This window comes from Nocardia sp. NPDC019219 (assembly GCF_040632645.1).
Lineage (GTDB): Bacteria > Actinomycetota > Actinomycetes > Mycobacteriales > Mycobacteriaceae > Nocardia > Nocardia sputorum.
Window position 1 is genome coordinate 292,550 of sequence record NZ_JBEYCG010000003.1, and the last position, 22,277, is coordinate 314,826.

General features: G+C 68.4%; 24 protein-coding genes. 8 read left to right on the forward strand and 16 right to left on the reverse strand.

Annotated elements, in window-relative coordinates:
• The first annotated feature begins 3 nt into the window (after positions 1-3).
• Positions 4-603, forward strand: a complete 600-nt coding sequence (locus tag ABZ552_RS08450) for a Uma2 family endonuclease (protein WP_281877418.1) — start codon at positions 4-6, stop codon at positions 601-603.
• 262 nt (positions 604-865) lie between these two features.
• Entirely contained in the window at positions 866-2,482 is a 1,617-nt protein-coding gene (locus tag ABZ552_RS08455; RefSeq protein ID WP_357436199.1) for an MFS transporter, read from the forward strand.
• A 109-nt stretch (positions 2,483-2,591) separates the two neighbouring features.
• Here the strand turns inward: ABZ552_RS08455 and ABZ552_RS08460 are convergent, their stop codons facing one another.
• The 3 genes from ABZ552_RS08460 to ABZ552_RS08470 are packed head-to-tail and all read right to left on the reverse strand — an operon-like array spanning position 2,592 to position 4,239.
• Positions 2,592-3,206, reverse strand: coding sequence for an ATPase (locus tag ABZ552_RS08460; protein WP_357436201.1), 615 nt, complete (start codon positions 3,204-3,206; stop codon positions 2,592-2,594).
• Entirely contained in the window at positions 3,203-3,685 is a 483-nt protein-coding gene (locus tag ABZ552_RS08465) for a DUF1772 domain-containing protein (RefSeq protein WP_357436202.1), read from the reverse strand. Before ABZ552_RS08465 ends, ABZ552_RS08460 begins: the two co-directional genes overlap by 4 nt.
• Positions 3,682-4,239 (reverse strand): peroxiredoxin-like family protein, encoded by a 558-nt coding sequence (locus ABZ552_RS08470; RefSeq protein ID WP_357436204.1) that lies wholly within the window; start codon positions 4,237-4,239, stop codon positions 3,682-3,684. The genes ABZ552_RS08465 and ABZ552_RS08470 overlap by 4 nt, the downstream gene beginning before the upstream one ends.
• 72 nt (positions 4,240-4,311) lie before the next feature.
• Between ABZ552_RS08470 and ABZ552_RS08475 the strand changes: the two genes are divergently transcribed.
• Positions 4,312-4,923, forward strand: coding sequence for a TetR/AcrR family transcriptional regulator C-terminal domain-containing protein (locus tag ABZ552_RS08475; protein ID WP_281877423.1), 612 nt, complete (start codon positions 4,312-4,314; stop codon positions 4,921-4,923).
• On the opposite strand, the gene ABZ552_RS08480 is transcribed toward ABZ552_RS08475, so the two are convergent.
• Positions 4,898-6,070, reverse strand: coding sequence for a GDSL-type esterase/lipase family protein (locus tag ABZ552_RS08480; protein WP_357436207.1), 1,173 nt, complete (start codon positions 6,068-6,070; stop codon positions 4,898-4,900). The two genes, ABZ552_RS08475 and ABZ552_RS08480, sit on opposite strands and share 26 nt — an antisense overlap.
• A gap of 108 nt (positions 6,071-6,178) precedes the next feature.
• On the opposite strand from ABZ552_RS08480, the gene ABZ552_RS08485 reads away from it, so the two are divergent.
• Entirely contained in the window at positions 6,179-6,652 is a 474-nt protein-coding gene (locus tag ABZ552_RS08485) for a MarR family transcriptional regulator (RefSeq protein ID WP_281877425.1), read from the forward strand.
• Between the two features lie 43 nt (positions 6,653-6,695).
• On the opposite strand, the gene ABZ552_RS08490 is transcribed toward ABZ552_RS08485, so the two are convergent.
• A complete protein-coding gene (locus ABZ552_RS08490) occupies positions 6,696-7,472 on the reverse strand; it encodes an NAD(P)H-binding protein (RefSeq protein ID WP_357436209.1) in 777 nt (258 codons plus the stop codon).
• Positions 7,473-7,567: 95 nt separating this feature from the next.
• Positions 7,568-8,131: a CGNR zinc finger domain-containing protein gene (locus ABZ552_RS08495; RefSeq protein WP_281877427.1), complete on the reverse strand. Its 564-nt coding sequence runs from the start codon at positions 8,129-8,131 to the stop codon at positions 7,568-7,570.
• A 30-nt stretch (positions 8,132-8,161) separates the two neighbouring features.
• Between ABZ552_RS08495 and ABZ552_RS08500 the strand changes: the two genes are divergently transcribed.
• The gene (locus ABZ552_RS08500) at positions 8,162-8,560 is read left to right on the forward strand and encodes a RidA family protein (protein ID WP_281877428.1); all 399 of its coding nucleotides are present in this window, start codon (positions 8,162-8,164) and stop codon (positions 8,558-8,560) included.
• Positions 8,561-8,753: 193 nt separating this feature from the next.
• Here ABZ552_RS08500 and ABZ552_RS08505 read toward each other — a convergent pair whose 3' ends face one another.
• From ABZ552_RS08505 to ABZ552_RS08520, 4 genes are all read right to left on the reverse strand, one after another.
• Positions 8,754-10,811, reverse strand: a complete 2,058-nt coding sequence (locus tag ABZ552_RS08505) for a 5-oxoprolinase/urea amidolyase family protein (RefSeq protein ID WP_357436211.1) — start codon at positions 10,809-10,811, stop codon at positions 8,754-8,756.
• Positions 10,808-11,422 (reverse strand): urea amidolyase associated protein UAAP2, encoded by a 615-nt coding sequence (locus ABZ552_RS08510; protein WP_357436213.1) that lies wholly within the window; start codon positions 11,420-11,422, stop codon positions 10,808-10,810. The genes ABZ552_RS08505 and ABZ552_RS08510 overlap by 4 nt, the downstream gene beginning before the upstream one ends.
• Complete coding sequence (locus ABZ552_RS08515; RefSeq protein WP_357436215.1) at positions 11,419-12,171, reverse strand: DUF1989 domain-containing protein; 753 nt, start codon at positions 12,169-12,171, stop codon at positions 11,419-11,421. Before ABZ552_RS08515 ends, ABZ552_RS08510 begins: the two co-directional genes overlap by 4 nt.
• A gap of 71 nt (positions 12,172-12,242) precedes the next feature.
• Positions 12,243-13,778, reverse strand: coding sequence for an amino acid permease (locus tag ABZ552_RS08520; protein WP_357436217.1), 1,536 nt, complete (start codon positions 13,776-13,778; stop codon positions 12,243-12,245).
• 220 nt (positions 13,779-13,998) lie between these two features.
• On the opposite strand from ABZ552_RS08520, the gene ABZ552_RS08525 reads away from it, so the two are divergent.
• On the forward strand, positions 13,999-14,673 hold the full coding sequence (locus tag ABZ552_RS08525) for a TetR/AcrR family transcriptional regulator (RefSeq protein WP_281877433.1): 675 nt from the start codon (positions 13,999-14,001) through the stop codon (positions 14,671-14,673).
• Positions 14,674-14,689: 16 nt separating this feature from the next.
• Here ABZ552_RS08525 and ABZ552_RS08530 read toward each other — a convergent pair whose 3' ends face one another.
• On the reverse strand, positions 14,690-15,751 hold the full coding sequence (locus ABZ552_RS08530) for a hypothetical protein (protein WP_281917223.1): 1,062 nt from the start codon (positions 15,749-15,751) through the stop codon (positions 14,690-14,692).
• A gap of 61 nt (positions 15,752-15,812) precedes the next feature.
• Positions 15,813-16,352: a hypothetical protein gene (locus tag ABZ552_RS08535; protein ID WP_281877435.1), complete on the reverse strand. Its 540-nt coding sequence runs from the start codon at positions 16,350-16,352 to the stop codon at positions 15,813-15,815.
• 956 nt (positions 16,353-17,308) lie between these two features.
• Between ABZ552_RS08535 and ABZ552_RS08540 the strand changes: the two genes are divergently transcribed.
• Complete coding sequence (locus tag ABZ552_RS08540) at positions 17,309-18,664, forward strand: hypothetical protein (RefSeq protein ID WP_281877438.1); 1,356 nt, start codon at positions 17,309-17,311, stop codon at positions 18,662-18,664.
• Positions 18,661-19,233 (forward strand): GNAT family N-acetyltransferase, encoded by a 573-nt coding sequence (locus ABZ552_RS08545; protein WP_357436220.1) that lies wholly within the window; start codon positions 18,661-18,663, stop codon positions 19,231-19,233. Before ABZ552_RS08540 ends, ABZ552_RS08545 begins: the two co-directional genes overlap by 4 nt.
• A 22-nt stretch (positions 19,234-19,255) precedes the next feature.
• Here ABZ552_RS08545 and ABZ552_RS08550 read toward each other — a convergent pair whose 3' ends face one another.
• The 4 genes from ABZ552_RS08550 to ABZ552_RS08565 all read right to left on the reverse strand — a co-directional run bounded on the left by ABZ552_RS08550 (position 19,256) and on the right by ABZ552_RS08565 (position 22,117).
• Complete coding sequence (locus ABZ552_RS08550; protein WP_281877440.1) at positions 19,256-19,786, reverse strand: hypothetical protein; 531 nt, start codon at positions 19,784-19,786, stop codon at positions 19,256-19,258.
• 91 nt (positions 19,787-19,877) lie between these two features.
• Positions 19,878-20,678, reverse strand: a complete 801-nt coding sequence (locus tag ABZ552_RS08555; protein ID WP_281877441.1) for a family 1 encapsulin nanocompartment shell protein — start codon at positions 20,676-20,678, stop codon at positions 19,878-19,880.
• Complete coding sequence (locus ABZ552_RS08560; RefSeq protein WP_281877442.1) at positions 20,675-21,733, reverse strand: Dyp-type peroxidase; 1,059 nt, start codon at positions 21,731-21,733, stop codon at positions 20,675-20,677. The genes ABZ552_RS08555 and ABZ552_RS08560 overlap by 4 nt, the downstream gene beginning before the upstream one ends.
• A gap of 57 nt (positions 21,734-21,790) precedes the next feature.
• Positions 21,791-22,117 carry a cupin domain-containing protein gene (locus ABZ552_RS08565; protein ID WP_281877443.1) on the reverse strand — a complete coding sequence of 109 codons (327 nt, stop codon included), beginning with the start codon at positions 22,115-22,117 and terminating at the stop codon, positions 21,791-21,793.
• Between the last annotated feature and the right edge of the window lie 160 nt (positions 22,118-22,277).

Genomic DNA, 22,277 nt, shown 5'->3' on the forward strand with positions numbered 1-22,277 from the left:
GATATGAGCGCTCCCGAAAAGCAACAGGTGCTGCGTGTGACCGCCGAGCAGTTCGCCGATGGGGCGACTGCCGGACTCGGTGACATCGAGATCGTCGACGGGCGCGTGGTGCGACTGCTGGCCCAGAGCCCCGTGCACAGCCGGGTGGTCCGGCGGCTGGCCGGGATGCTGGAGTCGGCTCGGCGCGATGGAGGGCCGTGTATGGTCGTGGACTCCGATGTCGCCGCGCGATTCGCCGATACGGAATCCACAGCGGCGGATCGACGGTTGAACATCCGTTACCCCGATATCTGGATCCGGGACTGCGAACCCTACGACGTCAACACTGTGCGCGAGCACATCCTGCTGGTGGTGGAGGTCACTTCCGAATCGACCATCGATGCCGACATCACCGACAAGCGAATCCAGTACGCGGCCGCGGGCATTCCTCGATACCTGATCGTCCGGCTGGACCAGAAGGAAGAGCGCATCGAAGAGATCGAGGAGTACCGTCTCGACTGGTCCGGTCGACGCTACCGCGCCCATACGGTTCATCGACGTGTCTTGCTGCTCGACGACCCGGTCGAGGCGACCATCCCATTCGATGTACTGGAACAGCCCTGACGATTGCCACTCGCGGAATAGTCGGCGTAGCACGCCTCACCCGGTGAACCGGGAAGCAACCTCCGTCCGGTGGGCGCTACCACGGTAGCGAGCGCGCTCGAGTTGTCCGCTGCGCGCGATTGTCTGGCTTGATATGTCATTTACGCCGGTCGTGGGCATCGATAGGGTCAGGGACGCGGCTTCGGTCGCGGTTTCTCTCCGCCCGCAATGGACTCGCTCGCAGGGCATCTCGCGGGCGGTGCGCGAACTTCACAAGGAAGACATGTCCACGATCGCAACCTCGTCCGGCGGCAAGCCGGACGGATCTTCCGCACGTCCGCTGCGCGCGCGGCTGGTGTTGTTCCTGGTCAGCGGGGCCATCTTCATGATGATGCTCGACCTGACCGTGGTGTCCGCCGCGCTGGCCGATATCCGCACCGACCTGGACACGTCCATCGACGGACTGCAATGGGTCATCGACGCCTATGCCATTCCGATGGCGGGACTGCTGCTGACCTTCGCCACGCTCGGCGACCGGTTCGGCCGGAAGCGGCTTTTCCTCGCCGGCATGACGGTTTTCACGGCATCGTCGCTGGCATTGGCGCTGGCGGGCACCATACTTCAGTTGAACATCCTGCGCGCGGTGCAGAGCGTCGGCGCGGCGATGATCTTCGCGACGGCGTTGCCGCTGCTGGCGGTGGCCTACCCCGAGGCGGGCAAGCGCGCGAAGGCGATCGGCGTCTACGGCGCAGTGATGGCGAGCGCGACCGTCGCGGGGCCGGTGCTCGGCGGCGCGCTGGTCACCCAGTTCGGGTGGCGCTCGATCTTCATCATCAACGTCCCGATCGGCATCTTCATCGGCGTGCTCGCCGTGCTGCGGATGCCGGAGTCGGCGCGGATGCAAGGGCGCAAAGCCGACTGGCCGGGGTCGCTGCTGCTCACCGCCGGCCTGGTGACGGGCGTATTCGCGCTGACCCGTGGCAACTCGCTGGGCTGGACCTCGGCCACGGTGCTCGGGCTCGGCGCCGCCGCGGCGGTGCTGCTGGCCGGGTTCGTGGCCTGGCAGTTCAAGGCTGAGCATCCGCTGCTCGACGTGGCCATGGTGCGCAAGCGCGGTTTCACCGGCACGGCCATCGTCTCGATCGGCCACATGGCGACGCTGATGGCCGCGAGCAACTACCTGGCGGTGTTCCTGATCAACACGCTCGGGTACACGCCGTTGCAGATGGGCCTGCGGTTGCTGCCGGTGAGCGGTGCCGCGCTGATCAGCGCGCCGCTGGCGATGGTGTTCGCGAAGCGGGTTCCGTTCGCGGTTTCGCTGCCGGTCACGATGGCCTTCGTGGCGCTGGGCACATGGCTGATCGGCGATTTCGATTCCGGCGATTCCTGGACGCATTTCCTGCCGGGACTGGTGATCGGCGGTCTGGGCCTCGGCGCGATCACGGCCGTCAACCAGGCGGCCTCGCTCACCTTCGCCTCCGACGAGAACGCGGGCATGGCCAGCGCGACCTTCGGCACCCTCCGGCAGGTCGGTCTCGCGGTCGGGGTGGCCGGCCTGGGCGCGATGTTCAACCACGCCGCCCGCGGTTCCGCGGCCGACGGGCTCGATGCTCTGCCCGGCGCCGTCCCGCCGGGACCGCGTGAGCAGTTCCTGGAGGCGGCGGGCTCCGGCGCCGGTCGCTCGGTGGCCGACGGGCTGCCCGCGCAGTTCCAGCCGATCGCGCCGGACCTGTCGCACCTCGCGGTCTCCGCGTCGATCGACGGGCTCAACTCGATGATCGGCCTGGCAGCCGCGATCGGCGGCGTCGCGGTCCTCGCTTCCGCGCTCGCCTTCACCGTGGACCACCTGCGCGGCAGGAGAACTCCGGCCGAGCCCGCGCGGCGCACGGAAGGGGCCTGACCTGTCAGCCTCACACCGCTTCGCCGACGTAACGGGACACGCGAATGGCACATGGTCGAGGCAGAGTGCGAGAGAACTCTCCACCATGTGCCACTCGCGGTTGTCCTGCTCAGCGCGGGATGGCGTGGTCTTCGGCGAAGACTTTGCGGCAGGCCGGGGCACAGAAGGCGTAGTCGGTGCCGTCGTGGGTGAGAGTGAAGCGGGCGGTGGCGAGGTCGACGGTCATGCCGCAGACCGGGTCGATGGCATAACCTTCCGGGGCTTCGGGCCGGTCGCCGGAGGCGCGGAAGTCCTCCGTCATCAGTTTGGTGATCTCGGTCGTGGTGAGCGGGCGGCCGAGAGCACCGAGGTTGTTCTCGCGCAGGCCGATGATCTGGACCACACAGTGCGGCGCGCGGGTCAAGCGGCCGGGGTCCGCCTCGCATTCGGCGATGGCGTGGGTCACGAGCGGGATGACGTGGCCGCCGAACTCGCTGTTGTTGGCCCAGGATCCGGGAACCGTGATGCGCACCAGGTAGCGTGGCGCGTCGTCAAGGGCGGGGCCGCCGGTCGCCCACACCTCGGCGTCGCGCACCAGCACATGGGTCAGTTCGCGGGCTTTGGACAGCACCGAGTCCGGTGCGGCCGGTTCGGTGGTCAAGTCGCGCAGGACGCGTGCGGCGAGGGCGCGTTTGCGGTCGGCGGTCGAAGTGTCGTCGGAGACGAACAGTTCCACGGTCATCATGGGCGGGCTTCTTTCCCGGGGAGCAGCGTCGTCGCCACGACGAGGAGGAAGGCGACCAGCGCGCACGCGGTGCGCGCGAAGTGGAATGCCTCCCAGCGGCCGAGGATTTCGGCGTAGTCGGACGGGGGGCCGCTGATCGCCCATACCTTGATCTTCTGGTTGATCGGGACGTTGCCGAGGCGGGTGATGAGGAAGGCCGCTACGGCGAGCCCGCTCGCTGTGGCGGCGAGCATGCGCGATCGTCCGGTGGAGCGGATGGCGAGCACCAGCGTGCTGAGAATGGTCAGGCCCATCAGGGATTGCATGACCACACCGTTCACGCTCATCAGCGCGGTGTGGAAGGTGAAGCGCACGTCCAGTGGGACTCTGCGGAACGCGTAGAGCACGTTGACTGCCCCATAGCCGAACGCTCCGGCGAGCAATCCAGCGGGAAGCAGCGCGAATGTCCGTGCGAGAAGCGTTCTTTCGGCAATCCTCATGCGTGACGCTCCGCCGGAACGAGCGCGAGGAGTTCGTCGACCGACCACTGGTCGTACACATGCGTGCCGTACTTCGCGGCGAGCACGCGTCCGTCGGGGGAGATCAGGAAATCGGCGGGCAATCCGAGACTGCCGCCCTCGGGTGCGGTGGGCGGGGCGGTCTGCCTGCGGCGCAGCGTCGCGTAGGCATCGTGGGCCACGCCGCGCAGGATGGCGGGCCAGCCGCGCGGGTCGAGCAACGCGCGGGGCGAGGTCTCGACGCCGAATTCGCGGTAGAGGTTCCGCTCCGGATCGGCGATCACGTCCAGCGGCAGTTCTGCGGTGTACTTGCGCAATTCCGCCGCGCTGGAGTGGAACACGACGACTTCGCGGACGCCCGCGGCGGTGATCTCCGCGTGACGCGTGACGATCGAGCGTAGGTGCAGGTTGCACACCGGGCATCCGGCGAACCGCCGGAATTGCAGGTGGATCAGGCGATCCGGGTCCGGCACCGGGATCCGCGCACCGGAGACGGTGGCCAGCGTCCGGTCCGGGACAGCGGTCGGCAGCGACATCAGGGGTTCCTTTCGTAGGTGTACCTTGTACGCCTACGATCAGTATGCGCGTAACGCGTACGCTGTCAATCCGTGCCTCGCCCCCGTTCGCTGACCACCGCCGATCTCGCCACGGCGGCCCTCGCGGTACTCGATCGCGAAGGGTTGCCCGCGCTGACCATGCGCGCGGTGGCCAAGGAACTGGGCATGGCCACCATGGCCCTGTACCGCTACGTCCGCGACCGCGACGAACTGGAGGTGCTGGTGGCGGACCAGGTGTTCGCCGCGATCGACACGGCGCTGCCGGAGGGAAGCGACTGGCGTGAGCGCGCGACGGCACTGATGACGAACATCCGGGACGGGTTCTCGGCCCACCCGGCCGCCGTGCCGATCGTGCTGCGGCGCCGGCAGTCGTCGGTCGAATCGCTGCGCGTGATGGAAGCGATGCTCGCGGTGCTCACCGAGGGGGGTTTCACCGGTCGCGCCCGCGTCATCGCCCAGCGCACGCTGGTCGCCTTCCTGATCGGCTACCTCCAGAACAAGCACTACGCGCCGCTGCGCGGGCAGGGGACGATCGTGCTGGCCGACTTGCCCCCGGAGCGGTACCCGCATCTGACGCAGACCGCGGGTCAGGCCAAGAACATGTCGGCCGACGACGAATTCCGCGGTGGCGTCGAGATCATGCTGCGCGGGCTCCAGCCCTAGCGGCGCGGTCGTCCACCGAAAGCGCTGTCACGTCGATGGTTTCGGCCATCGCCCGAGCCCCGGCGTCGTTGAGGTGCATGCCGTCGCCGCTGTCGAACTCGGGACGGATGAAGCCGGGACGCTGCGGGTCCTCCACCGCCCGCGCCACGTCGAACACCGAGTCGAAGACATCGGTTCCGCGCAGCCACTCGTTCACCCGCAGACGGGCGGGCTGCGCGGCATCGACGTGCAGGCCGTCGTAGATGACGCCGGCGTAGGGGCCGATCGTCGCTGCGTGGACGGTGAGCCCTGCCGCGTGGGCCCGCCGCGCGAGGGCCGTGAAGCCCGCGATCAGTTCCTCTGCGGTCGCCGGTGGCTGCCCGAGCATGCCGCCCAGGCTCAGATCGTTGATGCCGAAGTTGATCAGCACGCTGGTCACGCCGGGAACGTCCAGCACATCGCGGTCGAAGCGCGCCAGGCCGGACTCGCCCACCTGGTCGGTCAGCAGCCGGTTGCCCGCGATGCCCTGGTTGACCACCCAGCCGCGGTCCAGCCGCGCGTTGAGGACGTCCACCGACCGCCGGTTGGCGCCGAGTGTGGTGCCGACGCCTTCGAACCAGGAGTCACCGAACGCCACGGCCACCGGGGTTCCCGCGGGCGCGAGCACGTCGACGCCGGCCACGTAGAACCGCACGGGGACCTCCTCGACCGTGGCGAGCGCGGCCTCGGAGGTGACGTCGCCGTCCGCTATGTACGCGGTTTCGGCGGGCTGGTGCGAGAAGGTCGCCACCTCGGTGGGCCCGGGCAGGTACAGGCTCAACGCCAGATCCGTTCCGGCGGAGACGGCCAGCTGCACCGGGTCGCTGAACACTTCACCGCCTGCCGGGACGACGACCTGCTCGGCGCCGCCGAACCGGAGCGCGGTGTCGGTCTCGGCGACGATCTCACTGCCCGTTTTGCGCAAGGCGACTCGTGCCGCGCCGACCGTCAACGGCGCCGTGCCATAGCGGTTGGTCAGCCCGATTCGCACGTGCGAACCGCCGCCCGCCAGGTGCAGGACCTGGCGCACTGTCTGATCGCGGAAGGCGCGCGACTCGGCGAACTTGATCTGCTCGTCCGGGCGGATCACGGCGGTGCGGAATCCGGCGATCCAGGCGGTCGACGACATGGGAGCCTCCATTAGTTGCTGCGAGGAATAATGCGTATGCATATTCCTACGCCAACATCTTCCTCGTGTCAACTATCCGCACGGCAACAATCCCGGTAGGTTTGCCTCATGGACGACAACGAGCTGTTCGACGATCCGCGCCTGACGACGATGGGCCTGTTCTTCGAGGCGTACGCCGGCGTGGTCGCCAAGCTGGAGCCGGTGTGGAAGGCGCACGGTCTGTCCGGACTGGATGTGAATGCGCTGCTGCGGCTGAGCCGTTCGCCGGGGCGGCGGCTGCGCATGTCGGAGCTGGCGGTGCAGACCGCGCTGTCCACCAGCGGCGTCACCCGGCTGGTCGATCGCCTGGCGCGCGGCGAGCTGGTGGTGCGCGAGCTGGATCCGGGGGATCGGCGGGGTGCCTACGCGGTGCTTACCGAGGCGGGTGGGGTGCGGCTCGCGCAGGTGCTGCCGGACTATCTCGCCGCCGTCGACCGCTGGTTCGTCCGGTTGCTCACGCCCGAGCAGCTCGCGGCGTTGTCCGAAGCGCTGCGCATCATCCGGGACACGTCCAACCCGGAGGCCACCTTCCGCATGGACTGAGCCGCCTCGGCCGCCATGTGGCCGAGGGGGCATGCCAGCCCGGTCATCCGGCCAGGACCGCTCCGCGGCGTTCGGTCAAGTAGTGGGCCCAGGTCAGCTTGCCGATGTCGGCTCCGTCGGTGATCAGGTTCTCGCCCGCGCGGTATACCCGGCCCGCCTTGCCCGGCAGCGGCATGGTGAGCAGCGCGCGCTTCTTGCCCAGCGTCGCCAGGTAGTCCCGGACCAGCTCGCGCATGCCGAGGATCTCGGGTCCGACCAGATCCGGCACCCGTCCGGCGGGCGCGCCCACGGTCAGCTCCGCCAGTCGCGCGGCTACCTCGCGCACGTGCACCGGCTGTAGGCGCACCCCGCCCAGAATCGGCAGCACCGGCGATTTCAGCATCGTGTCCACCAGCTTCGGCACGAAGTCGTGGAACTGCGCCGCGCGCAGCGTGGTGTAGGGAATGCCCGACGCGGCCACGGCCTGCTCGGCGGCGAACTTCGCGCGGAAGTAGGTCAGCGGAAGCAGCTCGGCGGCGGTCACCGAGATGTAGACGATGTGCCCGACGCCGGCGGCCGATGCCGCCCGCAGCAGATTCGCGGTGGCCACGTCGTCGCCCTTCGCGTCGCCCGCCAGGTGCACGATGGTGCCGACGCCCGCCACCGCCGCATCGATGCCCTTGTCGCGCAGTAGGTCTCCCGCGACGAACTCGACGCCGTCGTGCGCGGGGCGTTCGGCGCGGCTCAGCACGCGCACGTCGGCGCCCGCTTCGCGCAGCAGGGGCAGCACCTCGCGGCCCAGGGTGCCGGTGCCGCCGGTGACCAGAACCTTCGCGGTCATGACTGTCTCCGATCTCGTCGGTGCCGATGGGGCGTTCCCATCGCTGCACAGAGACGACGACGTGCGGGCACGGACTGTGACACCCGTGCCGCGGGTCACTCCTGGCCGCGGTAGCGGCGGACCTTGCTGAGGTTGCCGCAGCGGTCCATCGAGCACCAGCGGCGGCGGCCGGGACGCGACGCGTCGACGAACAGCAGGCCGCAATCGTCGGCGGCGCAGACGCGGATGCGGCCGGACAGCGGGCCGGTGAACAGGTCGACGGCATCCCGGGCGAGCGTGGACAAGGCCGCGGCCGCCGTCGGTCGGGCATACCCCACGCTGCCGTCGAGCCGCAGTTCCGGGATCAGCGGGGGCTGTGCGGCGACGGCGTTGATCGCCGCGACGTCCGCCGGGCGCAACGCTGTTCCGGCTGCGAGGCCGTATGCCGCGCCGGTGATCGCGGCCCGCAGGGTCCGCATCGTCGGCAGATCCGATTCGGCGGCGTCCAGCTCGTCCAGTTCGAGGATCACCGCCAGGAAGCGGCGCAGGTCCGCGACGGTGTGCACGATCTCCCACGCCGCGAACTCGCCCTCACCACCGGTGTGCACGAGGTCGAGGGCGGCGCGTCCGGTCCGGAAGCGGCGGCGCAGATCGGGTGGCAGGCTGGCGCGGGATTGCATGACACCAGTTTAACTGGTTACAGTGCTCACATGACGATCACGCACATCAATCCCGAAACCCTGCACAGCAGCCCGGCTTTCACCCAGGTCGTCCGGGTGTCGGCCGCGGCGGACACCATCTACGTGGGCGGACAGAACGGCGTCGACGCCACCGGTCGCGTGGTCGGTCCCGGCGTGGCCGAACAGACCCGCCAAGCCCTGGCCAATCTGCAGACCTGCCTGGCCGCCGCGGGCGCGTCGATCGAGCACGTGGTGAAGTGGACCATTCTGGTCCGCGAAGGCGAATCGATGCAGGAGGGATTCGCCGCGTTCAGCGAGGTGTGGGGCGGCCGTCCGAACCCGCCGGCGATCACCGTCGTGCAGGTGGCGGGGTTCGCGGTGCCGGGCGCGGTGTGCGAGATCGAAGCCGTCGCCGCCGTTCCGGCCTGAACCAGGTGAACGACCGCCGGGGCGCGTGCCGAGTGCACGGATGTGGGTGAGAACTTCCAACCGGGCCGCGCCTGGTGCTCGGCGGCGCACCTCCGAAACCTGTGCCGAGCGATCACCGCGATGGAACCACGCCCGTCATGACCCAGCGGTCGGCCGAGGGAGCCTGCGCCCGGGTCAGGACGGGGCTGGGAGATCATCCCGACAACTCGCCCGCCGAGCGCCAGGAATTGCGTTCGGCGGTGAAGGCTTCGGCCTGCTTCGCGCGGAATGCCTCGATGGACGCGGCGTTCTCGGCCAGAAAGGCCCGGTAGTCCGCCAGGCGGAATTCGCCGTCCTCGGCCCGCACCCGTACGTCGCCCGCCGCGAAATCGGCGCGCAGGTCGAGGAGTTCCTCCGCCTCGACGGGATACCAGCGAATACGGTCGAAATAACGCAACAGCCATGGCGTTTCGGCTCCTGACGCGGTGCGGTCGGCCCCAGGGGAGACCCCCGGCGCCGCGCCGGCCCGGTGATTCCACACCTGGGTGGTGCGCCCGACGAATTGATAACCGCCCGGCCCCTCCATCCCGTAGATACACAGGTACGCGCCGCCGATGCCGACCGCGTTCTCCGGCGTCCAGGTGCGGGCGGGGTTGTACTTCGTGGTCACCAACCGGTGCCGCGGATCGGTGGGGGTGGCGACCGGCGCGCCGAGGTAGACGTCGCCGAGGCCGAGAACCAGGTACTCGGCCCCGAACACGGTGTCGTAGACGTCGGAGACCGAAGCCAAGCCGTTCATGCGGCGGATGAACTCGATGTTCCATGGGCACCAGGGCGCGTCGGCGCGCACGCCGTGCATGTAGCGGGTGATCGCCTCGCGGGTGGAGGGGTCGTCCCAGGACAGCGGCAGATGGACCACCCGGCTGGGCACCACGAGCCGGTCGGAGGCGGGCAGCTGCGTCTCCGACTCGGCGAGCAGGTCGAGCAGTACGGGCACGGACAGCACGTGCGGGTCGACCCGGATCTGCAACGAGCGGATGCCGGGGGTCAGCTCGGTCACGCCGCGCACCCCCGCGGCGAGCAGGTGCTGGTGCAGGGCGTGCACGCGGGCGCGCAGGCCGAGATCCAGAGTCATGGCGCCGTACTCGACGAGCACGCCGTCGTCACCCGCGCGCCGGTAGGTCACCGCGGTCTCGTCGTCGACCTCCGAGCGGCGCAGCACCCCGTCGTCGCCGTCGCCGCCCGTGGAAAGCACCGTCGGCCACGCGGCGCGGCGCGCGGGGCCGAGCTCCCGGATCGAGGCGGCGCGGTCACCGCGCACCGGCACGAACCGCACGCGATCACCCGGGGACAGCTGACCGAGCTTCCAGCGGTCGGCCGCTACGACGGTGACCGGGCAGACGAAGCCGCCGAGACTCGGCCCGTCCGGACCCAGCAGGATGGGCGTGTCGCCGGTGAAGTCCAGCGCGCCGACCGAATACGGGGTGTCGTGGATGTTGGACGGGTGCAGTCCCGCCTCGCCGCCGTCGGTGCGGGCCCATTCCGGCTTCGGCCCGATCAGCCGGACGCCGGTGCGGTCGGAATTGAAGTGCACCTCGTAGTCGGTGCCGAGGACGGTCTCGAAGTCGGCGCGGGTGAAGAACTCCGGCGCGCCGTGCGGACCCTCGGTGACCGCGAGTTCCCAGCGGCGGGTGAGCACGGGCTGTTCGTCCATCGGCACGGCGGTGGCGACCCGGCCGTGGTGCGCGCCCAGCGCCAGCGACGCACCGGTGCGCAGCGCGCCGCCGGTGCCGCCGCCGAAACGGCCGAGCGTGAAAGCGGCGGCGCTGCCGAGGTATTCGGGCACGTCGATGCCGCCCGCGATCAGCACATAGCAACGCATGCCCGGCCCGCGCACCGCGCCGACGTCCAGCATCCCACCCGCGGGCACGCGCACCGTCCGCCACTGCGCCACCGCGACACCGTCGACGGTCACCTCCGCCGGTGCTCCGGTGACGCAGACCCAGGCGGGCGCGGTGAACCGCAGCGCGGGGCCGCCGAGGGTGCATTCCAGTCCGGCGGCGCCCTCCTCGTTGCCGAGTGCGCGGTTGCCCAGTCGGAAGGACAGATCGTCCATCGGTCCCGACGGCGGCACACCGACGTGCCAGTACCCGACCCGGCCCGGCCAGTCCTGCACGGTGGTGAGCATGCCGGGGCGAACGACCTCGACTCTGCCCGGTCGCAACGGTTCGGCCTGCGCCGTCCCGGCGACCGGTAGCGCGGCGACGGTCATCGCGACACCACCATGCGCACCGGCGTCGGGTCGAAGCCGTTGCACGGGTTGTTGATCTGCGGGCAGTTCGAGACCAGCACCAGCGTGTCGATCTCGGCCCGCAGCGTGACCCGCTTGCCCGGCGCGGACAATCCGTCCACGATGCCGAGCGTGCCGTCGGCCTCGACCGGAACGTTCATGAACCAGTTGATGTTCGACACCAGGTCGCGTTTACCCAGCCCCCACCGCAGGGCTTCGGTGAGGAAGTTCTCCACGCAGGCGTGCTGGTGGCGGGTGTGGTGGCCGTAGCGCAGCGTGTTGGACTCCTGCGAGCAGGCGCCCGCGATGGTGTCGTGGTTGCCCACCTCGTCGGCCACCACGGTCATCAGCGCCGTTCCCGCGTCGGTCCGCAGCACGCTGCCGGTGGTGAGGAAGATGTTGCGCTGCGCGACGATCGTGGCCTGCGCGCTGTAGCGGTCGGAGTGGTCGGCCGCCGAGTACAGCAGGCAGTCGACCGCCTGGTTGCCGTGCAGATCGATGATCTCCAGGTACTCGCCCGCCCGGACCACCGCCGACCACGGCGAGCGGGCGGGGACGGTCTCGTCGAGCACGATGGCGCGGGCCGTGGTCATGCGATTGCCTCCAGGGTCAGGGCGGCCGCCCAGGCTTGTTCGGTGTTCTGCATGGCCCGCTGGTATTCCGGGTCGTCGTTGCCGGCTGCGGCGAGGTCTTCCGGCGCGGACCATGCGACGAAGTCGAGGTCCGTCGCGGGCCGGTCGTCTAGCGGGTGCGCGGAGTTGGCGACCAGCACGGTGACCGGCAGGTGCACGAGCAGATCGACGGAGGAGCCCGCGGCGGCGCTGCCGGTCGAGACGAGAGCGCCGTCCCGCTCCACGCGCACACCGCGGAAGAACGAGACCGTCGGCCCGATGTCCCGGGGTTCCAGGCCGTGCTTGGCGCCCGCGAGGCGCAGCGAGTGACGGGCCTGGTCGGTCGGCCCGCAGAGCGCGTCGTGGTGGCCGGAGGTGTCGGCGAGCACGGTGGCCAGCACACGGCCCTGGTCCGACAGCAACGGGTGACCGCCGCTCAGGTACGCCTGCCACGGCACCTTGACCGTATCGGCGACGTTCAGGCGCTCCCAGGGCGCGTCGGTGCGCACCAGCAGCAGGTGCGCGCAGGCCGCGCCGTCGGGATCGGACAGGCGGACGCGGGTGCCGCGCCCGAGCGCGATGTTCGCGTATCCGCCCGCTGGGATCCGCTGCGCGAAGGTGATTCGCGCGGCGTCGATCTCGGCGGGCAGCGCGGGCGTCGCGATCGCCGCCGCCGCGGCCTGCGCCCGTGCGTGCGCTCGCGCGCCGGAGGTGTCCGCAGTGCTTGTCACGGTGTTTCCTTTCGGATGCTGGTTCGTCGGCGTCTGCGGCGGCGCGGGCAGCGCACCGCCGCATCGGGTGTTCAGGCCGGTTGCGGCGCGGGCTCGGCGCTCGCGACGGTGCGCGACCAGCCGACCACGAAGCGGTGCACGAGGACGCCGATGGCGAGCACCAGCAACACGAAAAGCGGTGCGGCCCAGAGCATCCACCAGCCGCCACCGTCCGGGGCGTAGACCTCGGCCCGTGGCCACGCCAGGTTCACCACCATCGCGACGCCCCAGACCACGGCGAGCGCGTTGACCGGAATGCCGAACCGCCCCAGGCCGAACAGCCGCGCGTCGGCGCCCGGGTCGGGCAGACCGGTGATCCGGCGGACCAGCAGCGGCACCGTCACCAGCAGGTAGGCCAGATACAGCGTTACGATGCAGACGCTCGCCAGCGTCGCGAAGATCGCGGCGTTGCCGAGGTTGAGCACCAGCAGGCCGATGCCGAGCGCGCCGATCACGACGGCGGGCAGCACCGGCGTGCCGTAACGCGGGTGCACCGCGGCGAGCCGGGCCGCGAACGGCAGCTTCCCGTCGCGCGCCATGGAGAACATCAGCCGCGAGCCCGCGGTCTGGATCGCCAGGGTGCACACGGTGATCGCGACCGCCACGCAGCCGAGCAGCACCTTGCCCGCCGGGCTGTCCAGCTTCGCGGTGAGCACGTAGGCCAGGCCGTCGGAGGCCAGCGCGCCGTCGGACAGGCTCGGCGCGGCCATCAGCGCGCCCAGCAGCATCAGCCCGCCGCCCAGCGCCGAGACCGACAGCGCGGTGAGGATGGTGCGCGGGGCGACCCGGCGCGGGTTCTTGGTCTCCTCGGAAAGCTCGCCCGCGGAATCGAATCCGACCATGACGTAAGCCGCCATGAGCCCGGACACCAGGAACGCGGCCCAGTAGGGACCCGGCGCGGCCTGGTCGGTCCGCAGCACCACGCCGGGCCCGCGCTCGGCGGTGGTGAAGAACAGCGCGATGATGGCGAGCACGCCGACGATCTCGACGGTGACGCCGATCGAATTGATCCGCGCCATCAGGTCGATGCCGAGGACGTTGATCAGCGTGGTGATCACGAGCAGGATGCTGCCCAGCAGCACGGCGTTGGTCGCGCCGGACGGCGAGGTGAGCGCGGTGTCCGTGCCGACGAGCTGGAATCCGCTCCAGATCGAGGGCAGCACCACCTGGAGCGCGATCGCCGCCGCGGCGGCCGTCACGATCTGCGCGATGATCATCATCCAGCCCGCGAACCAGCCGACGAGTTCACCGCCCAGCCGTCGCGACCACTGGTAGATGCACCCCGAGATCGGGTAACGCGCGGCCAGTTCGGCGAAGTTGAGCGCGACGAGGAACTGTCCGGCGAACACGATCGGCCAGGTCCAGAAGAAGGCGGCTCCGCCGAACGAATAGCCGAAGCCGAAGAACTGGAAGATCGTGGTCAGGATGGAGACGAAGGAGAAGCCGGCCGCGAAGGAGGCGTAGCGGCCGAGTTTGCGGTGCAGAACGGGCTGGTAGCCGAACCGGGCGAGGTCGGCGCCGTCGCCGGTGAGATCGGGCGGCGGTGTCGGGGCGAGCGTGGTGGCCATGGGCGGTCCTTCGGCGTACGACCAATAACTATCAGACGACAGTTTTGCGGTCGCGATCGCGCTTTCGGTGACCTGCGTGTATCGCTTTCGAGACCTTCGGTAACTTCTGTGTTGCGGCGATTTCTATCAAGTGACAGAAAACGCACCGCTGGTCGCCGCCGCACTGTGGGCACGGCCACCGCGCCGGAGCGTGCCCGTGCCGACCTGCCAGAATGTACGCGTGGCGAACCTCGGGCCAGGACGGCCGCGCGTGGAACAACGACGCAGGCGCGGATCGACGCCGCGCGCGGAGATCCTCGACGCCGCAGGCGAACTGTTCACCACCAACGGTTACGCCAACACCTCCACCCGTGCGATCGCCGACGCGGTCGGCATCCGCCAGGCCTCGCTGTATCACCACTTCGCGGCCAAGGACGACATCCTCGACGCGCTGCTCGCCGAAACCGTCGCCGCCCCGATCGAATTGGCGCAGCGGCTGCGTGCGGCGTCCGAACCGCCGACGGTCCGGCTGTACGCGCTGGCGCTGTTCGACGTGCGGCAGTTGTGCGCGTCGCGCTGGAATCTGGGTGCGCTGTACCTGCTTCCGGAACTGCGCACCGAGCGCTTCGCCGCGTTCCGCCTGCGCCGCGACGAATTGCGCGGCCACTACGAGACTTTGGCCGCTCAGGTGCTGGCCGAGGGCAGCGCGGCGAGCGTGCCCGGCACCGAGTTACTGCCGTTCCGGTTGGTGGAGACGGTGATCAGCATCCGCTCCGACGAGGGGACCGCGCCCAAGTACGCGGAGCGCACGATCCCAGGGGCGGTGCTGCGCGCGCTCGGCTGGTCCGGAGATCTCGACCCGATCCGGGCCGAAGCGGTCGTGCTGCTCGACCGCCTGGCATTGCCCACCCCATGACCAGGAGCATGTGCGACTACCGGTTGCGCTCGGTCCCCCGGCTCCGATCCTGGCTGTGCGAATAGCCCCGCACGACCGGCGGAGCATGACCCGGCGGCTCCCGCACCGCCGCCGACGGTGGTTGCGCCTGCCCGACCTCGAGAAGCTTCGCCACCTCCAGCGGCATTCCCCGCGCTTGCAGCCGCGCGAGATGTTCGGCGCGCTCTAGTTCCGCTGCCTCGCGTTGCTTCTCCGCTGCGTCGCGTTCTGCCGCACGTGCCTCGGCCGCCTCTCGGGCCGCCCGTTCCGCAGTGTCGGCGGCTGCTCGTTCCTGGTGCTGGTCGGGCGCCGGGAATTCCCGCGCGACCCGTTCGGCGGCCTCACGCTCAACCCGTGCGTGCTCGGTTTCCGGCGTTTGGGGTGCTTGTTTGGCTCGTTCGGCTTGCTCGTGGCCTTGTCTGGCGTGTTCGGCTAGCTGCGGGGCTTCCGCCCGCCCACGAGCGGCGCCTTCCCGGAACCGGAGCATATTCCGAAACTTTTCGGCTCGCTCGCGCGCCTTGCTCGCCAGCTCAGCCAATTTCGACCTTTGCTCGCGCTGTTGCGCCTTCTGCTGCCGTGCCTTCTCGCCGACACCGGGCAATTCCAGCTGCTGGCCTCGCTCCAATGCCAGCCCTCGTGCCCAGATCTCGCGTGCATCGGCTCGCGAGATGACCTGATGCGTGAACCGATCCCCGAAATCCCGGATCAATCCTCTGATCAGTTCTTGGGCCTTACTCGAGATGAACTCGCCCTCGACGGACCGCAATATATGTTGATGCACCTCGCGGTTGTCGAGCAGCGCGCGTATGACCTTGAGCTGCGTTTCGTCTTTATCTCCCTCGATTCTGCCGGACTTCTCTTCAATGGAACTGATTTTTCCCCGATCATCCTTGATTTTGTCGAATCGGGTTTTACCCACGCCTTCGACGCGGTATAAACGCGACTGCTGAACGTATCCGTTCTCGTGGTCGCGAAAGAACCGATCGGTGCCGTTTTCGAATATTCTGCCGCGCTCATGATTCCTGACTTTGTCGCGGTCTCGATCGTATCCATCCGACATAGCTGGACACACCCCCCGGTGCGCGTAATGTCCTGGTGAGAAGGGTTAGAGAAGTGGGCCCTCACGTGCGGTTCGCGGACTCCTCTTGGCGTTTCTCTTCGTGGTAAGACGCGTATTCGCGTACCGCTGCAGCAATGTAGGAGAACATGCCGTCATGATCTTCAGGGTCGTAGCCGATCATGCTGTCCATCAGTCGCCACATCACGATTTCGTCTTCGTCGTAGGTGTCGCATTCCACTGCGGGATTCACGCCCGGGTAAAAGGAATGCTCTCGCCCGAACCATTCACAATCGAACCATCGCGCGCCCGCGAATCTGATGAAGCACTCGCCGATAAAGCAGATGAAAGCGTCGGCCATGTCGGCATTCTCCGGAGCCATCGCGGTAGCCATGTCCGGGAACAACTCCGCGACGATAGGGTCCAGCCGCTTCACCTCCGCCGATCCTTCCGGCCACGGCTTCGAAGGGATGCGGCTTATACCGGCATGGTCCATGAACTTCTGCGCCTGCGCCTTACGGCGGGCAGGGTCGACCCACTTACCCCATTCGGTCTGCTCGACGGGTATGCCGAGATCCATGGCCAACTGCTCGTCATTCCCCACGCTCAGCTCCTTCTCGTCATGGTCCGAACAGGTCAGTGTCGCGCGTGCACCGGTCACCGGGCAAGGAACCATCATCGTTCCAAGTACAACCTCTCGTTCGGCAACCTGGGCCAGCCCTCGGCATTGTCGGGAAGTATGTGCACCGCGTCGACGTAGTGGCGTTTCCGGTGTTCTTCGATGAACGTCAACGCGGAAGTGAGGCAGGCGGGAAGTTGAGCCGGATGCCGTGCAGGAACACCGACAGATGCACATCCGGATCGTTCGGCAGCGGAGAAGTCATCGCGTCTCGCCCCCGGTCATCGACTACATGGCCCGGCACACGCCCGAATGGCCTCGACCACAACCATTCCGGACGGGCGGTACCTATCCCGAGGTGTCTCTATCCAATGCCTGACAGCGCCGGTCTCAGCTGTGGGCGATGGCAGTGCCACCGTGCCGCCCTCCCGGACAATCGACACGTCGAGCCGGAACATCTCCGCGAAAAGCTTTGTGTCGTCCGGAAGATCGGGCCGCACAATATAGGTCCACCTGTTCGAGCGAGGATGCGCCACAATCGGCCCTACCGCATCCCGGCGGCGCTGCATGACTTGCCTGACGGCTCGCCCTAACGGAGCGGGCATGGTCAACGCTCCAACGTACGACGCGCGCATGATGATGCGCCCCAGCTCTGGCGGGTCGATTACAGCGGGCAGATCACACACGCGCCGGTAGAAGTGGCAGCGAGACCGGGGCGTGTCCCCGAAAGATATGTGTCCCATCGGTGTCAGACCTCTTGGTCAGGTTGCTCGGCCTTGGTGTGCGCCCGCCGCCGGGGAGCCGATCAAGGCATCGCATCAACCCGGCGGCGGGGCTCTTCCAGCTTGTCCGCGCTGAGCATGTGACCCCAGGCACACAACTCGCCTCGACGTCGTACGCTTCTCGTACGGACCGTTGGAGGCACGGGCGAGGGGTGGGTATTGATCGTCAGCACATGGACACGAAAAGAAGTCCGAGCGCTGCGCGAAGTTGCTTTGCGCATGACACAAGAGGAGTTCGCCGAGAAGGTCGGATTTCAGACTGCGACTGTGCAGAAGTGGGAACAGAGGACCACAGCCGAGCGTCCGGTCAGAGGGCGGTCGGCCGAAGCGCTCGACACGATCTACAACGGCCTCGAACCGGCGCACCGGGAGCGGTTCTGGCATCAGTTGGCAGGTGCATCACCGCAAGCCGGAGGGCATCCTGTTCTTGGCGGGGCAGAAACCATCCAGCCCGAACCGGCCAATGCTGGTGACGGTGCGGTCGGTATGCACGTGCGGGAAGTCGAGGACGATGTGAAGCGGCGTGAGTTCAACAAGCTAGCCGCGGTAGGCGCTGTCGCGGTGCTTATCCCGGACAGCGCGGGCCGAATCGGCATGAGTGATGCCGAACGGCTGTTGGCCGATGTCGATGCGCTCGGTCAGGAGGACCAGCGCACAGGCGGTGCGCAACTGGTCGGTTTCGCTGTTGACAAGCTGGCGCACGCCCTGGACCGGCTTCAAACCGGTGTATTCGATTCCGCTACTGGCAGCGCCTTCACCAAGGCGACCGGAGAACTCGCCGTACTCGCCGGGTGGTTGGCCTATGACGCGGACCGGCACCCGCTTGCGCGCCGGTGCTTTGCTGATGCCATGGCTCTCGGCACCGAGGCGAACGACGATAACCTCATCGCACACACTTGCCTGATTGCGGCGAATCAATCCAGCTCCCTTGCTCGCGCCAATCGAGGAGGAAGCCCCCACAAGGCACTGCAACTCGCTGATCGTGCCCGCACCTTGATGCGCGGTCGGCCACCAGGCCGGATACATGCTCTGATAGCTGTTCGTGAGGCGCAGGCGTGCGGAATACTCGGTGACAGAATTGCTTTCGGGCGTGCTATCGCGACCGCATGGCGAGAGTTGGATCAGGCCATGCAGTCCGAGCCGCTGGAAGAAGTTCCGCAATGGCTGCGATTCGTGACCTACTCGGAGGTCGCCGACCACGAGGCTCGCGGCTATGCGGACATCGGCGACCTGCGCCGATCTGTCGAACTGTACTCGGCTGCGGTCGATCACCCCGCGGCAATGCGTAACGCCACAATCGTCCGCGCATGGTCGGCCGCGACCAGGGCTCGTCTCGGCGATATCACCGGTGCGCTCGAGCACGGGTTCCCGGCGTTGTCAGAGCTGTCTGCCATTGCATCGACACGCACATTGCGTCGCCTCGAGCCGGTTCGAACAGCAGTCGATCGAGTGCCCGCCGGGGCGGAGTTCCGCGACCTGTACGACTCCCTGGCACAGAAGGCGGTGACCGCATGACCGGCTTGCCGGATGGCCTGAAATTCGAGCACTACACCGCTGACGAAGCACGTGCGCGAAGAGAGATTGTCGAGAATGTCTACCGGCGTTCATACGTCGATGCCATCGCCTCGGGAGACCCGTTCGACTCGCCTTCGGAATTCATGCGCCGGTTCGATTCCTACACCGGTCCTCGTGGCAGCGGATTCGCGTATGTGCTTGCCCGAGTCGACGGTGAACCGGCGGGGCAGATCTGGGGATGGCCGTTACCGCCGAACGCGCGATGGTGGACGGGATTGCATCTCGACAGTGGTGACGTCGAAGAGTTCACTGCCGAAGACGGTAGGCGCACGTTCGGTCTCAGCGAGATCATGGTGTGCACGGAATATGCCGGGCACGGTATAGCCCGTGCAATGCATGACGAACTGCTCGGTACCAGAGCCGAACAGCGCGCGACGCTCCTCGTCGAAGCGGATAACGAGCGCGCCTACCAGCGTTACCGGCGTTGGGGCTGGGAAAGGGTCGGATGGCTGCGCCCGTCCTGGCCTGACGCCCCGCGTTTTGATGTGCTGATCCGCGAGTTGCGCTGAGCACAACGACGAAAGATCCGGCTCAGTGCGTCGGCGGCGCGATCTGCCAGTGCTCCTGCAACGCCCCCGCGATCTGCGGCAGCACGGTCACGGGAATCCGCTTGCGCCGCAAGATCGCCCGGATCTCCGTCACCTGATCGCGTTTACGCAGGTCGTAAGCGCCCGCGACCGGACGGACCACCGGCGGGATGGACAACAGGACCAGCTCGCCGTGCGGTTCGTCGCCGCCGGACAGGTCCAGCGCCAGCGACCAGCGGGCGCGCTCGTCGAGGGTGAACCGCCCGGCCACCACCCGGTCCCACGGAATGCTGGACACCGTCCACGGCTTGCGCCGGTAGATGGCGTGATCGGTGAGTACGACGGCGTCCCTGGTGAACAGCGCGGCCAGCACCGCGATGCCGACGACGGCGCCGGCCAGCAGGCCGGTGACCACCCGATTCACGCCGAACGCGGCGACGAACGAGCCGCAGATGGCGACGGTCGCCACGATGCCGAGCACGCTGTAGAGGGCTGCGCGCTGCGTCGGGACGACACCTGCCCGCACCGTTGTCATCTCACCTGCCTGTCCGTGCCGCATTTCCGGCTCACGCTACCGCCTCCACGCACCACCGCGCACCTGGCCGTTTCCCAGATGTGATCGGCGATCACAGGGTGAGCGGGACCGCCGCCTCGGCGGTGTACACCAGGAATGTCAGACTCTGCTGGAAGTACAGCTGCACCGACGTGCTGTCGTGCGACAGGTAGCCGATGGACAGGTCCTGGCCGATGCGCAGATCGAAATCCCCGCCGCGGGTGGTGAGCACGATCGCGCCGTCGATGGCGGGCGCCCAGATGATCTCCCCTTCCGGGATCAGGCGCTCGATGTGCGTGCGGATCATGTGCCCGTGGTCGGAGGTCTCGCTGACCGCCGTGTACAGGTCGGCGCTGAGCAGCACCGAGTACGGTCCGTCGACGCCGGCCAGCCGCAGGGCGCTCAACGCCTGCGCGATCGCCTCGGGCACCAGCCGGGTGTCGCTGGGCAGCGTGATCGGCTCGTTGGACGAGGCGGCCCGGATGCCGGTGATGTGCGCGGCCGGGTACCCCTCGAAGATCGCCCGGTCCTCGGCGAACGCGATCTTCTTCGCGGCGTCCTTCACCGGGTCCAGGTCGGTGTCCTGCGCGCCGCGCTCCACGTTGTCGAGTTCCTCGCGGGAGAGCGTGAACGGCACACGCAGTTCGACCAGCGGCGCGACCACCCGCTGACGAGCGAACACTCCGGCGTCGGGCGAGTCGATCGGTGTGGTGCGCCCCGTGCCCACGGCGGAGTAGTCGATGCCGTGCGGCCCGGACAGGTCGACGACGCGACGGCCCGCGATGTGCCGCTTGAACGTGCGCGTCGCCTCCTCCTCGATGGCCGCCCACGCCTCGGCGGTGATCGGCGCGAGTTCGCGATGGAGGTTGTTCATGACCGGATGCTCCTTTTCAACGAGCCGATACCGAGGGCGCCGTCGCCGGAGGGCGCGGCGGTGCCGGGCGGACTTGCGGGACCGGCGCCGTCGGTGTCCACGGACACCGCGACGTCCGCCGTCTCCCACGGTGCGGGCGGCAGGTCATCGAGGAAATCGACGGTGGGTGCGAAGAACGACGTGCCGGTGTGTGCGACGGAGAAGTCCAGAATGCGGTCGTAGGCGGCCTCTCCGGTGCCGAGGAACATGCGGGTGAGCATGCGTTCGGTGACGGTCGGCGTGGCCGCGTAGGCGATGTAGTAGGTGCCGAACACGCCGTCGCGCACGCTGCCGAAGGGCATGTTGCCGCGCAGGATCTGGCGTTCGGTGCCGTCCGGATCGATCAGCGTGTTCACCTCGACGTGCGAGTCGGCGGGCTTGACCTCGTCGGGGAGCTCGAAGTCGTCCAGTTTGGTGCGGCCGATCACGCGCTCCTGCTCCTCGACCGACAGCGCCCGCCAGTCCGCCAGCGGATGGGTGTACTTCTGCACGATCACGTAGCTGCCGCCGGTGAACTCCGGATCCTCGTCGCCCACCAGCGCGGCCGCCGCGGCCGCGCGGCCCTCCGGGTTCTCGGTGCCGTCCACGAAACCGAGCAGGTCGCGCTGCTCGAAATAGCGGAAGCCGACGGTCTCGTCCACGATCGTCCCCGCGCCCGCCAGCCGGTCGGCGATGGCCATGGCCAGTTCGAAGCAGGCGTCCTGGACTTCGGACTTGATGTGGAACAGCAGGTCGCCCGGTGTCGCGGGCGCGGTGTGGCGGGCGCCGACGTACCCGGGGAACGGATGCAGCTCAGCGGGTTTCGGCCCCGCGAAGAGACGGTCCCAGGCGTCGGAGCCGATCGAGGCGACGCAGGTCAGGTTCGCGCCGGGCAGCCGGAAGCCCACCGATCGGCGCAAGCCGGTGATGTCGGCGAGCAGGTCGCGGACCGTCGCTTCGCCGCCCTCGTCGATCGTGGCGACCAAGAAGATCGCCGACGGCGTGAGCGGTTCGAGGATCGGCTGCGGCTCACCCATGATCGACACCCTAATGCCCGGCCGCTCCGGCCGCGGCGCGGACCCGCACGGCGGCGGCTACATCGCCACGGTCAGCAGGAACGCGACGTCGTCGATGGCCTTGACGCTGTGGCGCGCCTTGGGTACCACGATCAGGTCGCCTTCCGAGCCTTTCCATTCGTTGGCGCCGCTGAGCAGGACCAGTGTGCCGCTGAGCACCTGCAAGGTGGCCTCACCGGTGTTGTCGTGCTCGGCGAGGCTGTGCCCGGCCCGCAGGCCGACCACCGTCTGCCGCAGCGTATGCGTGTGGCCGCCATAGATTGTCTGGGAACTGCGTCCGCTCGTGGCGAGGGTCGCCAGCTTCAGTTGCTGGCGCGCTACCGCAGTCAGCGATTTCTTTTCCATGGACCGCCTTTCGCAGATCACCACAGCCGATGCCGGGCTGGTAGCAACGGCTCGAGGCGTTCGGCCGGACGCGGGCCCGACCGCCGCATATCGAGGAGTATGCCCGAGTCGGCTGCGGTCCGGGCGGGGTTTCACCGGCCCGCGCGTCGGGGCGGCGTTC